This window comes from Paenibacillus lactis (genome assembly GCF_017873605.1).
Classification (GTDB): Bacteria; Bacillota; Bacilli; order Paenibacillales; family Paenibacillaceae; genus Paenibacillus_AQ; species Paenibacillus_AQ lactis.
Genome location: NZ_JAGGKI010000002.1, coordinates 412650 through 426374, shown reverse-complemented (window position 1 = coordinate 426374; position 13725 = coordinate 412650). Strand labels below are relative to the sequence as shown.

General features: G+C 56.3%; 11 protein-coding genes and 1 riboswitch. All 11 genes read left to right on the top strand.

The genetic code is table 11. The features are described 5' to 3' along the window. Positions 1-204: 204 nt before the first annotated feature. Complete coding sequence (locus tag J2Z18_RS04845; protein WP_007130685.1) at positions 205-1080, top strand: carbohydrate ABC transporter permease; 876 nt, start codon at positions 205-207, stop codon at positions 1078-1080. Next, positions 1080-1916 (top strand): carbohydrate ABC transporter permease, encoded by an 837-nt coding sequence (locus tag J2Z18_RS04840; protein WP_007130684.1) that lies wholly within the window; start codon positions 1080-1082, stop codon positions 1914-1916. The genes J2Z18_RS04845 and J2Z18_RS04840 overlap by 1 nt, the downstream gene beginning before the upstream one ends. After that, positions 1913-2674 (top strand): ChbG/HpnK family deacetylase, encoded by a 762-nt coding sequence (locus J2Z18_RS04835; RefSeq protein WP_007130683.1) that lies wholly within the window; start codon positions 1913-1915, stop codon positions 2672-2674. Before J2Z18_RS04840 ends, J2Z18_RS04835 begins: the two co-directional genes overlap by 4 nt. 54 nt (positions 2675-2728) lie before the next feature. Beyond that, positions 2729-4168 (top strand): serine hydrolase domain-containing protein, encoded by a 1440-nt coding sequence (locus J2Z18_RS04830; protein ID WP_007130682.1) that lies wholly within the window; start codon positions 2729-2731, stop codon positions 4166-4168. Positions 4169-4443: 275 nt separating this feature from the next. Then, the gene (locus J2Z18_RS04825; protein ID WP_007130681.1) at positions 4444-5364 is read left to right on the top strand and encodes a proline dehydrogenase family protein; all 921 of its coding nucleotides are present in this window, start codon (positions 4444-4446) and stop codon (positions 5362-5364) included. Positions 5365-5932: 568 nt separating this feature from the next. Further along, positions 5933-6107, top strand: a riboswitch (cyclic di-AMP (ydaO/yuaA leader). A 129-nt stretch (positions 6108-6236) separates the two neighbouring features. Continuing rightward, on the top strand, positions 6237-6647 hold the full coding sequence (locus tag J2Z18_RS04820) for a hypothetical protein (protein WP_007130680.1): 411 nt from the start codon (positions 6237-6239) through the stop codon (positions 6645-6647). A gap of 155 nt (positions 6648-6802) precedes the next feature. Further along, positions 6803-6880 (top strand): K(+)-transporting ATPase subunit F, encoded by a 78-nt coding sequence (kdpF, locus tag J2Z18_RS30990; protein ID WP_083832632.1) that lies wholly within the window; start codon positions 6803-6805, stop codon positions 6878-6880. Between the two features lie 31 nt (positions 6881-6911). Beyond that, positions 6912-8591, top strand: coding sequence for a potassium-transporting ATPase subunit KdpA (kdpA, locus tag J2Z18_RS04810; RefSeq protein ID WP_210094253.1), 1680 nt, complete (start codon positions 6912-6914; stop codon positions 8589-8591). A 23-nt stretch (positions 8592-8614) separates the two neighbouring features. Further along, a complete protein-coding gene (gene kdpB / locus J2Z18_RS04805; protein ID WP_210094252.1) occupies positions 8615-10648 on the top strand; it encodes a potassium-transporting ATPase subunit KdpB in 2034 nt (677 codons plus the stop codon). A gap of 95 nt (positions 10649-10743) precedes the next feature. Then, complete coding sequence (kdpC, locus tag J2Z18_RS04800) at positions 10744-11373, top strand: potassium-transporting ATPase subunit KdpC (RefSeq protein ID WP_373872012.1); 630 nt, start codon at positions 10744-10746, stop codon at positions 11371-11373. Beyond that, entirely contained in the window at positions 11370-13688 is a 2319-nt protein-coding gene (locus J2Z18_RS04795) for a histidine kinase (protein ID WP_210094250.1), read from the top strand. Before kdpC ends, J2Z18_RS04795 begins: the two co-directional genes overlap by 4 nt. Positions 13689-13725: the final 37 nt, after the last annotated feature.

Here is a 13725-nt window from a genome sequence, read left to right as displayed (position 1 = left end):
GAGCGTTAGGCTTTTGTTTTTTCAAGCTCGAAGTATCGGGTAACGAACATCATCTACTCCCACCAGCATGCATAGCACAACGGCTTCGGAAGGGGCCAGAAACGTCCCCGACCGGGCTCGTTTAAACGAAAAACACAGCAATTGCAAGTATCAAGGTGATGCCTTACCACGGGGATCATCCGGGACAGAAAGAAGGTATGGATTATGAGCAAAGGAAAGGACAAAGCCTGGTTTGCCCTGTTCACGGTACCGCTTTTGTTTATTTTCACGACCGTGGTCATCATCCCGTTCATCATCGGGATTTATTACTCCTTCGTCCAGTGGGACGGAATTCCGGCCAATCCGAAAGTATTTGTGGGCATGGACAATTATGTCCAGATCTTCCAGGACGAACGCTTCCTGTCATCGGCTTGGCACACCGTGCAGTTTACGCTTCTGGCGCTGGTATGCGTCAATATCCTGGGCCTGGGATTCGCGCTGCTAGTGACGACCAAGCTTCGCTCGCGTAATGCCGCAAGGACGATGTTCTTTATGCCGAACCTGATCGGCGGCCTTATTCTCGGTTATATCTGGCAGTTCATTTTCACCGATGCCTTTAGCTTCCTTGGGGAGAAAACCGGGCTCGGCAGCATCTTCTTCAACTGGCTCCTGCATCCGCAGTTCTCGCTTTATGCGATCGTTGTCGTATTTACCTGGCAGCTTGCCGGCTATACCATGATCATCTACATTGCCGGCATCCAGGGGATCCCGGATGAATTGATGGAAGCGGCCAAAGTCGACGGCGCGAGCCTGTGGCAGCGGCTGAAGAGCATCGTCTTCCCGCTCCTGATGCCATCGTTCACGATCTGTCTGTTCCTGACCCTGTCGGGCGCATTCAAAATCTACGACGTGAACCTGTCCCTGACCAAGGGCGGTCCGAATAACGCGACCGAGATGTTTGCGATGAATATTTTCAATGAAATATTCGCTTACGGCAATTACGGCATAGGCCAGGCGAAAGCGATCATCTTCTTCCTGATCGTAGCCGGACTTACCTTGACCCAAGTGATCATTACGAAGAGAAGAGAGGTGCAGATGTGATGAAGAAAACAGGCAAATGGCTGCTCGATATTGTGCTGCTTCTCTTCGCGATCGTCTTCCTGTCTCCCGTCTTCATCATGCTGATCAACTCGTTCAAGGACCGTGCGGAGCTGTATGAGAACGCGCTTGCGTTTCCGTCATCCTTCAGCTTCGAGTATTACAAGTCGGCGATGGAGAAGATGAATTTCTTTACGGCGCTTGGCAACTCGCTCTACGTGACGGTCGTCTCAGTGATTCTTGTCATCGTGCTGGCTTCCATGACGGCATGGATGCTGGTGCGGACGGATAACAAGCTGAGCAAAATCATTTTCTTCACGTTCGTGGCGACGATGCTCATTCCGTTCCAGACGCTGATGATGCCGCTCATGCAGGTCATGGACTGGATTCGCAGCAATCTGCATATTCCGATGCTGAACACGCATGAGGGCTTGATCTATATGAATGTCGGTTTTACCTCGAGCATGGCGGTCTTCCTATACCATGGCTTTATCAAGTCGGTACCGGTCGCTCTGGAAGAGGCCGCGACGCTGGACGGCTGCTCCAAGCTGGGCGTATTCTGGAGAATCGTATTTCCGCTGCTGAAGAACATCACCGTAACGGTAGCGATTTTGAACGTGATCGCCCTGTGGAATGACTATCTGCTGCCGTCCCTGACGCTGTCGGATAAAGGGCTGCGGACGATTCCGCTTTCGACGTTCTACTTCTTCGGGGAATTCACGATCGTATGGAACCAGGCGATGGCCGGCCTGACCTTAACGATTATCCCGGTGGTCATCTTCTATATTTTCGCGCAAAAGTATATCATCAAAGGGATTGCTGCAGGTGCGGTAAAATGAGGCGGATCATTACCAGAGCGGATGATCTGGGCTCGAGCCGTTCGGCCAATCTGGCGATTGCAAGAACCGTAAACGCCGGATTTATCAAAAACGTATCCGTTATGGCGCCGGGGCCGTATGTGGCGGAAGCTGCCGAGCTGCTGGCCCGCCGCGATGACATATGCTTCGGATTCCACATGACGCTGAATGCGGAGTGGGACCGCATCAGATGGGGACCTGTTTCGGCGAAGGAACAGGTTCCTTCGCTTGTGGACCCAAGCGGATATTTCTATCAGGATCCGTCGATGTTCCAGCAATCTCCTCCGGCCTTGGAGGAGATTGTGGCCGAGTGCAGCGCGCAGCTGGATAAGCTGACGGCGCTAGGCTTTCGCATAACGTATGCGGATTCGCATATGATGCCGGAGCGCTTCGTCCCCGGACTTCAGGAAGAGCTGGACCGCTGGATCGCAAGCAAAGGACTGATCAATCACCGGTATTACTATAACTTTTTCCCTGACGGCGTTCCATCTTCCATCCCGCAATTCGAGGCTGTGCTCAGCAGGCTCACAGACGAGCAATATTTCTTTCTGTCCCATCCGGCACTCTATTCGGAGGAGATGACGCAATGCGGCAACGCCCGGGTCGACGGCGAAGAGCTTGCGCGCGGGCGTGATGCCGAGGCTGCCTTTCTGATGCAGGAGAACTTGATCGAGATCAGCGAGCGCCATGGCTTTCGACCGGTTCGATATGATGAAGCGGTTTCAGGATCTGGTGTATAATGGTTCTGACAGGATGATCGATTACTTGCAATATACAGGGAGAGGCGGATTCTTATGAGTATGGACACGGTTCAATCATTGTCAAGAAGCACCCCCGAACGCCAAGGCATTTCCTCGCGGGCGATCGAGCGCTTTATCGGTTCGGTCCAGGATCAAGGGCTAGAGCTGCACAGCTTTATGCTGCTTCGCCGCGGCCATGTCATTGCGGAAGGCTGGTGGGATCCGTACGGGCCCGAGCTTCCGCACATGCTGTTCTCGTTAAGCAAGAGCTTTACCTCGACTGCGATCGGACTCCTCGCAGAGGAAGGCCGCATCGCCTTGACGGATCCAGTGATCGGCTTCTTTCCGGAATATGCGCCGGAGGCTCCATCTGAAAATCTGGCGGCGATGACTGTGCGGGATTTGCTCGTGATGGGGACCGGCCATGCGGCGGAACCGGCGCTGGAATCCGAGGACTGGGTAGCCGACTTCTTCAAGCAGCCCGTAGAGCATGAGCCGGGAACCCACTTCGTGTACAACAGCGCGGCGACGTATATGCTCTCGGCGATCCTGCAGAAGATTACCGGCAAGACGCTGCTGGAGTATTTGGAGCCCCGGCTCTTCGAACCGCTCGCCATTCACGGAGCCACATGGGAGAGTTGTCCGCGGGGCATCAATGCCGGCGGCTGGGGACTCAAGCTGAAGACGGAGGATATTGCGAAATTCGGTCAGCTGTATCTGCAGAAGGGCGTTTGGGGAGACAAGCGCCTCATTCCGGAGGCGTGGGTCCTCGAAGCGACGTCGAAGCAGATTTCGAACGGGCCGGCAGACGGCTCCTCCGATTGGACGGAAGGATACGGCTACCAGTTCTGGAGATGCCGGCACGGCGCCTATCGCGGCGATGGCGCATTCGGCCAATACTGCATCGTTCACCCCGAGCTGGAGGCGGTTATCGCCATCACCTCGGGCTTGAATGATATGCAGGCCGTCCTGAACAGCGTATGGGAGCATCTGTTGCCGGCCTTTGAGCCGGAGGCTTTACCGGAGAATGAAGGGGCGGCGGTCTCGCTCACCGAAACGCTTGGAGCGCTGAACGTGCAGCCGCCGAAACTCCAGGCTTCCTCCACTCGGGAGCCGGAAGTTTCCGGAATCGTGTTCGAGCTCGAGGAGAATGAGCAGAAGCTTCGTACCTTCTGCGTTCGTTTCTCGGAGGAAGAAGCCTTGCTGGAGATCGAAGCGCACTACGGCCTCGAATCGCTCACGCTTGGCCGGAACGCATGGGTGGAAGGCACGACGAGACTGTTCCGGATGGAGGAAGGCAAGGTATGCTCCTCCATGACGTGGAATGATAAGGGCAACCTGGTGATCACGCTTCGAGCGGTCGAGACGCCGTTCTGCTTGACTATGGAGGCTGACTTTACGGACGGCGGGCTTCATTTGGCCCAATCGTTCAATGTATCCTTTGGAGACCCGGGGCTGAAGCCGATTACGGGTCAGGCAAGGGAAGGGCAGTAATGAGGCTAGGCGCTCCCTCAAGTGCAGATTGGGGCGTGAACCATAGAATTGCTTGAAGCACAGCCGTAACGTCAGCAATGAAGAAACGCGCTTGGACGCTCGGAGATTTCTCCGAGCGTTTTTTAACGTGTGTTTCTTTCCCTTCCGAAGTCGCTTTTCCATTTTAGCGGAAACTCCCACCAAGCCGAAGGAATGTCCTCTTCGCATGATGCGACCTTTTTTGCATATGAGTTAAGGTAGAGCGCATTTTACTCCGAGAAGAGGGTGAGGCATGCATGGACGGGACCGAGCTTTACCGGAAAGTCGTGTTGACGGTGTCGGGGAACCGGCTGGTGAAATGGCTTTCGATTCGTTACGGCAAGAAACTAGCGGGCAGATTCATTGCGGGAGATACGCTGGAAGAGGCACTCGATGAGATCGAAAGGCTGAACGGGAAGGGAATCCTGGTAACGCTGGACCATCTGGGAGAGGGCATTACTTCGCTGACGGAGGCTTCGGCCTACCGGGAGGAATATATTCGGCTTGTGGAGGGCATCGCCAACCGGGGAGTGCAATCGAACGTATCCCTGAAGCCGACGCAGATGGGCTTGGCGCTCGACCCGCAGGCAGCATACGAGAACATTAGAACGGTGGTCCGGGCGGCCCAAAGGCATGGCAACTTCGTACGGCTGGACATGGAGGACTCGCCATTCACGCAGGCCACGATCGATATGACGCTGCGGCTTCATAAGGAGGGGCTGACCAATGTGGGAACGGTCATCCAGGCCTATTTGTACCGGTCGGAGGAGGACGTCCGGATGCTAATGAAGGAAGGGGTGAAACTCCGGCTGGTCAAGGGAGCTTATAAGGAGCCGGGAACGATTGCGTATCAGAAGAAGCAGGAGATCATCGGCAATTATAAAAATTTAATCAAGCTTCAGCTGGACCAAGGAGCCTATACCGCTGTCGCGACCCACGATAACAACATCATCGATTGGGTCAAAGTATTTGCAGAGCAGAACCGGATCAAGAAGGATGCGTTCGAGTTTCAAATGCTGTATGGGCTGCGCATGAAGGACCAGGCCCGGCTAGCGCAGGACGGTTATCGAATAAGATGCTACATGCCGTACGGCACGATGTGGTACCCGTATTTTACCCGCCGCATTGCAGAGAAGCCGGCCAATCTGATGATGGTGCTGAGGAATATGTTCAAGTGATTGGGAAGCGAAATACCGCTGGCGATTTCGGTAGGGAAACGGTACGAAAGGTCGGAAAAAGTAAATTCCGATTTGTGGCCGTTATTTTCTGAAAAAACGTGAAAACAGCGAAGGAAAGCGCGTACATTTGGGAATGGCATTCATTATTGCCATTCCATCGCCTTATATCGCTTTATTGCTAAGAAATGGCGAAATAGAGAGGGATATCGAGTATGGAGAAGATAATCGGGGATGAAGAGGACTTTCCGGATTGCACCTGTTCCATAATACGTTACACGGGTTTTCGTCTGCATTTACTTCCCGAATCGCCGGTCGTATGATACGAACTATGAATTGACCGGATGATTTCCGGAAGCTGGCAGGGCGGCCTGATACCGCAGTGGAAGCCGGCCAGTGTGGGAGCTGCGGCCTTCCATCGGAAAAAAGCGCGTATGCCGGAGACCGCCATGGGGTCCTTCGGCTCGTACTTGCGTCAAGTGCCTCTCACCGCTTGACCCTCGGCCGGGCCGCTTTGACAGTTTTCGAAAACATCAGGGTCAACCATTAACCGAATACATGCAGCTCGCTAGATTCATTTTCGCTGAGTCCTTGAATGAAAAAGGAGCGGGGGAACCAATCGGGAGACGCGATTTCGCGCGTTCTCTCCGGGGTGAATCCCATAGACAAGATAACGGTCTATGGGTAGGGCGACTCTCACGCCCGAATCCGTCAGCTAACCTCGTAAGCGTATCGAGAGAGGCAACGATTGTCGTGACTTGACGAAGCCGCGGTGTTTTTCGCCGCGCTTTTAGGAAGAAGCCGCGGGAAGAGTTCTTCTCCTCCCGAGGCTTCTTTTTTGTTGCCTTCTCCGACGGACACGAGGAGGAGAACGTATGGAAAAACAGCAAGACACGATTCTGATATCCGCGCCGACCAAGGCCGGAGAGGCATTCATCCGCCAATTGCTCTTAAGGGAGATCCCGTTCGCCGTTCTGGCAAACAACCCTGCAGAGGGGGAGAGGGCGAGCAGGCTCGGATGCAAGGATGTCATCATGATCGACACGAGAGACGAGCAGACCTGGGTGCTTCCCGAACGGCCGATCGGCAAGGTGTTTCTGTTCGAGAACAGTTTGAACCTCTGCTGCCGCTACTTGCGAATATGCCGGACATGGACCTCGGCTTCGATCTATGTTATTACAAATTCCGGCAATCCGAGACTGATTTACAGAGGGCTTGGCGCGGATGTCGTGCTGCATACGAATCATGACCGCGTCGATTTCCTGATCGCCGCGCTTTTAGACTAGCTACCGGAAAGAGCTGTTTTTACGGCTTACCGCCAAGGAGGGATAACAATGCAGGATGTATATATGCTGCTTCTGCTAGGTGCAGCCTACGGGCTGTTCCGGCTGTTCATAAGCTGGTGCGGCCGCGTTATTCAAGAATCGGAGGGTGACAGGCCATGACGCTGATTTTGATATTGACCGCTGCGATATTTTTATATTTGGTTTATGCGCTGATTCATCCGGAAAAATTTTAGGATTCCAACATAAAGGAGGAAGCCGCTTATCATGGGCATCGTACAAATCGCCATCGTCATCCTGGTTCTGCTGCTGCTCGTCAAGCCGCTTGGAACCTACCTCTATCTCGTGTTTCGCAATGAACCCGGCGGCACGGACAAATGGTTCTCCTGGGCGGAACGCCCGATATTTGCCCTCATCGGACTCAAGGAACGCAGGGGGATGAGCTGGAAGGGCTATGCGCTCAGCTTCCTGCTCACCAATATCATCCTGGTCGGAGCAGGGTATGCCATCCTCCGTTTTCAACAGGTGCTGCCGTGGAATCCGAACGGCATCGAGAACATGGAGTCGACGTTGTCGCTCAATACAATGATCAGCTTCATGACCAATACGAACTTGCAGCACTATAGCGGGGAGTCGGGCCTCTCTTACTTTTCCCAGATGGCCGTGATCATGATGATGATGTTCACGTCCGCCGCCACCGGGCTGTGCGTTGCCATCGCCTTTATCCGGGCCGTGACGACGAAAGGCGCTACGGTCGGCAACTTCTTCGAAGACTTCGTGAAGGCCATGACCCGGGTGTTTATCCCGGCGGCCTTCCTTATTGCCATGCTGCTGGTGGCACTGCAGGTGCCGCAGACGTTAAAGCCGACCATGAGCGTAACGACCCTTTCGGGATCAGAGCAGCAGATTGCGGTCGGCCCGGTAGCCGCGCTTGAATCGATCAAGCACTTGGGAACGAACGGAGGCGGCCATATGGGAGCCAATTCCGCGCATCCGTTCGAGAATCCATCCCCGTTGACGAACGTGATCGAAATATTGTGCATGTGGAGCCTCGGGGCTGCCCTGCCCTATACGTTCGGATTGTTCGCCAAGAGCCGCAAGCAGGGCTGGATCGTGTTCTCTGTCATGATGACGCTGTTCATCGGTTTTCTATCCCTGAACTATGCGGCCGAATCAAGCGGGAATCCAGCGCTGAACCGGCTCGGGATTGATTCGTCCCAAGGCAGCATGGAAGGCAAAGAGGTCCGCTTCGGCATTCCGCAATCCTCCTTGTTTACGACCGTCACGACGGCGGCCACGACCGGATCGGTCAACAACATGCACGATACCCTGACCCCGCTTGGGGGCATCACGCCGCTAGCGCTAATGATGCTTAATTCCGTCTTCGGCGGGAAGGGCGTCGGCTTGATGAACATGCTCATGTACGCGATTCTGGCCGTATTCCTGGCCGGGCTGATGGTCGGACGAACACCCGAATTTCTTGGCAGGAAGATCGAAGCGAAGGAAATGAAGCTGATCGCCGTCGTGATCCTGGTGCACCCGTTCATCATCCTGGCACCGACAGCGCTCGCGTTGATGACGAATGCGGGTCAATCAGGCATTACGAACGCAGGGTTCCACGGCATCTCCCAGGTGTTGTATGAGTATACGTCTTCGGCAGCGAACAACGGGTCCGGGTTTGAAGGGCTTGCCGATAACACGCCGTTTTGGAACGTGACAACCGGACTGGTCATGCTGCTGGGCCGTTATATTTCGATGATCGCATTGCTGGCGGTCGGCGGATCGCTGTCGCGGAAGCAGCGGGTGCCGGAGACGCCGGGAACGTTCCGGACCGATAACGGACTGTTCGCCGGCATCCTGATTGCCGTCGTGCTGATTATCGGCGCGCTGACCTTTTTGCCTGTACTGGTTCTCGGGCCGGTTGCCGAGCATCTTACGATCCGTTAAATAGAAGAGGTGAATTAAGACAAATGAATAATCCCAAACAACGTTTAATGACCAAAGCGATGGTCGGTCAGGCGCTGAAGGACAGCGTTGTGAAGCTGAATCCTGTATTGATGCTGAAAAATCCGGTCATGTTCGTGGTGGAGGCCGGAACGATCGTGGTGCTGCTGATGATGCTGTTTCCGTCCTATTTCGGGACGGAGAGCAGCATCGGCTTCAATCTGACCGTGTTCCTGATCCTGCTCTTTACGCTGCTGTTCGCGAATTTCGCGGAGGCGATGGCGGAAGGGCGCGGCAAAGCGCAGGCCGATTCCCTGAAGCAGTCCAAGAAGGAGATGACGGCCAATAAAGTAACGGAAGGAGGCGGCGTCACGGCGGTTCCGTCGACCGAGCTGCGCAAAGGGGATATCGTCATCGTGTCCCAAGGCGAAATGATACCCGGCGACGGCGAGGTCATCGCGGGATTGGCATCCGTCGACGAATCGGCCATTACTGGCGAATCGGCGCCGGTCATCAAAGAGGCCGGCGGCGACTTCAGCTCGGTTACCGGGGGCACCCGCGTGGTCAGCGATACGATCAAAATTCGGATTACGAGCGATCCGGGAGAATCGTTTCTCGACCGAATGATCTCGCTTGTTGAAGGAGCCTCCCGTCAGAAGACGCCTAACGAAATTGCGCTGAACACGCTTCTGACGGTACTGACGCTCATCTTCCTGATCGTGGTGGTGACACTGGCGCCGATTGCGAAGTATCTAGGCATCGAGCTGTCGGTTCCCGTGCTCATTTCGCTGCTTGTTTGCCTCATTCCGACGACGATCGGCGGCCTGCTGTCGGCGATCGGCATTGCGGGGATGGACCGGGTCACCCGGTTCAATGTGCTGGCAATGTCGGGGAAGGCGGTGGAGGCGGCCGGAGATATCAACACGATGATTCTCGATAAGACAGGGACGATCACATTCGGGAACCGGATGGCTAGCCGGTTCATCCCGGTGGGCGGCGAACCGCTGGCTTCCGTTGCCCAGTGGGCGGCCGTCAGCTCCCTGCTGGATGAGACGCCCGAGGGCCGTTCCGTGCTGGAGCTGATGAAGAGGGAAGGGTATGCCTTCGATGAAGAGACGGCGTCCGGCGGCGAGTGCATTGAATTCAAGGCCGAGACGCGGATGAGCGGCATGGACCTGAAGGATGGCCGGAAGGTTCGTAAGGGAGCGGTGGATGCGGTGAAAGCCTGGGTGCAGGCACAAGGAGGAGAAATCCCCGCAGATCTGATCCCAAGCAGCGATGCTATCGCCACCGAGGGCGGCACGCCGCTGGCTGTCGCCGTCGACGACCGGCTCTACGGCTTGATCTATCTTAAGGATACGGTGAAGCCGGGCATGAAGGAGCGGTTCGAGCAGCTGCGCCGGATGGGCATCAAGACGATTATGTGCACCGGCGACAATCCGTTGACCGCAGCGACGATCGCCCGCGAGGCGGGCGTCGATGATTTCATAGCGGAGAGCAAACCGGAGGATAAGATTGCGGTCATCCGACGGGAGCAGGCGGAGGGCAAGCTGGTTGCCATGACCGGCGACGGGACGAACGACGCTCCGGCGCTGGCGCAGGCCGATGTTGGCCTCGCCATGAACAGCGGCACGGTTGCCGCGAAGGAAGCGGCCAACATGGTGGATCTCGATTCCGATCCGTCGAAAATCATCGAGGTGGTTGCGATTGGCAAGCAGCTGCTGATGACGCGCGGTGCCTTGACCACGTTCAGCGTGGCTAATGACGTGGCCAAATATTTCGCAATTATTCCGGCCATGTTCACAGCGGCTATCCCAAGCATGGGCGCACTTAATGTTATGGGGCTCGGCTCCCCGATGTCGGCGATTTTATCGGAGCTGATTTTCAATGCGATCATCATACCAGTGCTGATTCCGCTTGCGATGAAGGGCGTGTCCTACAAGCCGATGAGCTCATCCAAGCTGCTGCAGCGCAATGTGCTGGTCTACGGATTGGGCGGGGTTATCGTCCCGTTCGTCGGCATCAAGCTGATAGATATGATTGTCCATCTATGGATTTAAGGCGAGCGTCTTGGTGGTCCTATCAAGGGATGAAGAGTTTGCCCGCCGGTCGCAATATCGCGATGAACCTAATCAGAAGGGATCGAAGAACCATGATGAAGCATCCTGTGCAAAAAGCCTTTGGACGTGTTTCCGCTCAAACCGAGGCGACCCGCGTTCCGGTCGGGATTGCGGTGAGAACGAGCCTTGTCTTTATTGTTCTGTGCGGCTTACTGTACCCGCTCGTAACGACAGGCGCCGCGCAGCTGCTGATGCCGAAGCAGGCCAATGGCAGCTTGATCGAGGATCGAAGCGGCAATGTGGTGGGCTCGGAATTGATCGGTCAGAGCTTCCCGGATCCGAAATATTTCCACGGCAGGTTATCCAGCATCGAATATAACGGGGCGGGATCCGGCAGCAACAACTATGCCCCGTCAAACCCGGAAATGCTGGAGCGGACCAAGGCTGAGATCGAGGCGTGGAAGAAGAACAACCCGAACGTTCCCGTCCAAGAGCTTCCGATCGATCTCGTCACGAACTCGGGCTCGGGACTAGACCCTCATATCACGCCGAAATCGGCTGAAGTTCAAATTCCGCGCGTCAGCGAGCGGACGGGAATTGCCGAAGCGGAGTTGAAACGACTGGTGAAGGAGCATACGGAAGGGCGGGATTTCGGCGTGTTTGGCGAGCCCCGTGTCAATGTGCTCAAGCTGAATCTGGCGCTGCAAGAGCTTTTGGAACATTGACTGAGCCCTACCGAAGAAAATCGCCGGAGGAAATCCTGCGATCGATCTTAAAGCTGAGGCAAGGACGTCTCAAGGTCTATATCGGAGCTGTAAGCGGGTCCGGCAAAACCTATCACATGCTCCGCGAAGGCCAGAGCCTGAAACGGCAGGGGATCGATGTTGTCATCTCCGCCGTATCAACGATGCAGAGGCCTGATACGGTGGAGCAGGCCCGGGAGTTGGAGCGGGTGTCCAGCATCCACTGGTTCGAAAGCGGGAATGAGCGTAAGGACCTGGATCTGGAACGGCTGCTGCGGCGGAATCCGGAGGTGCTGCTGGTAGACGGTCTGGCGCACCGGAACCGCCAGGGAGCCAGGTTCGAGACCCGGCTAGAGGATATCCGTTTTCTTCTTAGCCACGGCATCAGCGTTATTACGACGATCAATGCTTATGAGCTGAAGGACGTAGGCGATATCGCGAGCAGATTGACGGGCGTCACGGCCGGTTATTCGCTGCCTGCGGATACGCTGGAGTTCGCCGACGAAGTGGTACTGATCGACGTTACGCCCGAGACGATGCTGGAGCGGGTGCAAAGCGGTCTGCTTGCCGGCGGCGATGCTTGGGAGCGGGGCAATCTGGCCGTGCTTAGAGAGCTTACCCTTCGGCTGGTAGCGGAGGGCGTTAACAGCTCGCTGGAGCGGCATCGGAGGGAGCGTGGGTTGACAGGCCCTTCCGGCGCCGCCGAGCGGATCCTGGTCGCAGCGCAGTATCATTGGAACGGATCCATCTATATGCGTCGCGGCCAGCAGATTGCCAAGCGGCTGAACGGCGAGCTGCTCGTCGTCACGTTCGTGAAGCCCGGATCGACGCTCGGGAAGGAGCAAGCCGCCTTCAGAAGTTCCCTTCAGAAGCTGGCAGAGCGAATCGGAGCGACCCTGGAGGAGCTTCCGTTACGCTCCCGGCGCAAACTCGCAGGAGCGATCCTGACGTATGCACTGGATCGGCATGTCACCCGGATCGTGCTGGGACATTCGAAGCAGACCCGAAGTCAAGAGCTGTGGCAGGGCTCGGTCATTCATGATCTGCTCCGGCAAATGCGAGGGGTGGACCTGCTCGTGGTGGCTGACCGGACAGCCAATAACGGCGAGCGCATCATTCCCGCCCGGATTCAACCGAATCCGCCGAGGGCAGGGGCGTTTCAACGGCTTAGCGGGACCGAGCTCGATGAGCGGATCGAGCAGGCAAAGCGGGGGCGGTTCAAGATGTATATCGGCGCGGCCCCCGGCGTTGGAAAAACGTATGCGATGCTGCGGGAAGGCGGCGACCTGCGCCGAAAAGGTCTGGACGTGATCGTCGGTCTCCTCGAGACCCACGGCCGCGCCGAAACCCAATCTCAAGTTGGCGAGCTGGAAGTAATGCCGCGGAAGACGAAGCAATACCGCGGGACGCGATTGGAAGAGATGGATACCGACGAGATCCTGCGGCGAAAGCCCGATGTCGTGCTGGTCGACGAGCTGGCCCATACGAATGTGCCCGGCAGCCGGAACAAAAAGCGGTATGAGGATGTGCTTGATATCTTGTCTGCCGGAATCTCCGTCATTACGACCGTGAATGTGCAGCATCTGGAGAGCCTGAACGATGCGGTCCTGCAGGTTACCGGCGTCCGCGTCAGGGAAACTGTGCCTGATCGCATTCTGCAGCTGGCTGACGAGGTTCAACTGATCGACGTCACCCCCGAGACCCTGCAGCAGAGGATGCGGGAGGGCAAAATCTATGCGTCCGAGAACATTCAGCAAGCGCTCGGCTCCTTCTTCAAGACCGGAAACCTGATTGCGCTGCGGGAACTAGCGCTAAGGGAAATCGCCGACGACGTGGATGAGCGGTTGGAATCCCTTGAGCGAAGCGCCTCGCTGCGGGGACCGTGGCGACGGGAGGAAGTGATCTATGTTCTCGTCGGCAGCGGTCCCGAGTCGGAGCGAATCATTCGCCGCGGCTTTCGAATCGCCTACCGGCTGAAGGCGGCCTGGTATGTAACGCCGCTGCCGGATAGATCTGAAGACGGCAAGCTGTCCATGCCGGCACGAAGGGATCCATTTCAGGCGATGACGGAGCGGCTTGGGGGGATTTTTCGTCCGCTGGAGCTGCAGGGAAAGCAAGCGTACGACTTGCCTGCGCTTCTGATCGCGGCGGCTGATGAAGTGAAGGCTACCCAGCTTATTATTGCTCAGCCGCCGGGCAAAGGGTTCCCTGGCTCCTCCCAAATGCGGTTTGTGAAGCAATTGCTGAGACGGGCCAGGCATATGGATGTGCTGGTCATTGCCGACACCGGCCAGTAAAGGGCGGTTGCTTCAGGCGATAGATAGCCGATGATGC

What these genes read in the sequence shown, in the direction of transcription:
- J2Z18_RS04845 (WP_007130685.1), top strand. Translation starts at nt 205, where the DNA reads ATGAGCAAAGGAAAGGACAAAGCCTGGTTTGCCCTGTTCACGGTACCG.
- J2Z18_RS04840 (WP_007130684.1), top strand. Translation starts at nt 1,080, where the DNA reads ATGAAGAAAACAGGCAAATGGCTGCTCGATATTGTGCTGCTTCTCTTC.
- J2Z18_RS04835 (WP_007130683.1), top strand. Translation starts at nt 1,913, where the DNA reads ATGAGGCGGATCATTACCAGAGCGGATGATCTGGGCTCGAGCCGTTCG.
- J2Z18_RS04830 (WP_007130682.1), top strand. Translation starts at nt 2,729, where the DNA reads ATGAGTATGGACACGGTTCAATCATTGTCAAGAAGCACCCCCGAACGC.
- J2Z18_RS04825 (WP_007130681.1), top strand. Translation starts at nt 4,444, where the DNA reads ATGGACGGGACCGAGCTTTACCGGAAAGTCGTGTTGACGGTGTCGGGG.
- J2Z18_RS04820 (WP_007130680.1), top strand. Translation starts at nt 6,237, where the DNA reads ATGGAAAAACAGCAAGACACGATTCTGATATCCGCGCCGACCAAGGCC.
- kdpF (WP_083832632.1), top strand. Translation starts at nt 6,803, where the DNA reads ATGACGCTGATTTTGATATTGACCGCTGCGATATTTTTATATTTGGTT.
- kdpA (WP_210094253.1), top strand. Translation starts at nt 6,912, where the DNA reads ATGGGCATCGTACAAATCGCCATCGTCATCCTGGTTCTGCTGCTGCTC.
- kdpB (WP_210094252.1), top strand. Translation starts at nt 8,615, where the DNA reads ATGAATAATCCCAAACAACGTTTAATGACCAAAGCGATGGTCGGTCAG.
- kdpC (WP_373872012.1), top strand. Translation starts at nt 10,744, where the DNA reads ATGAAGCATCCTGTGCAAAAAGCCTTTGGACGTGTTTCCGCTCAAACC.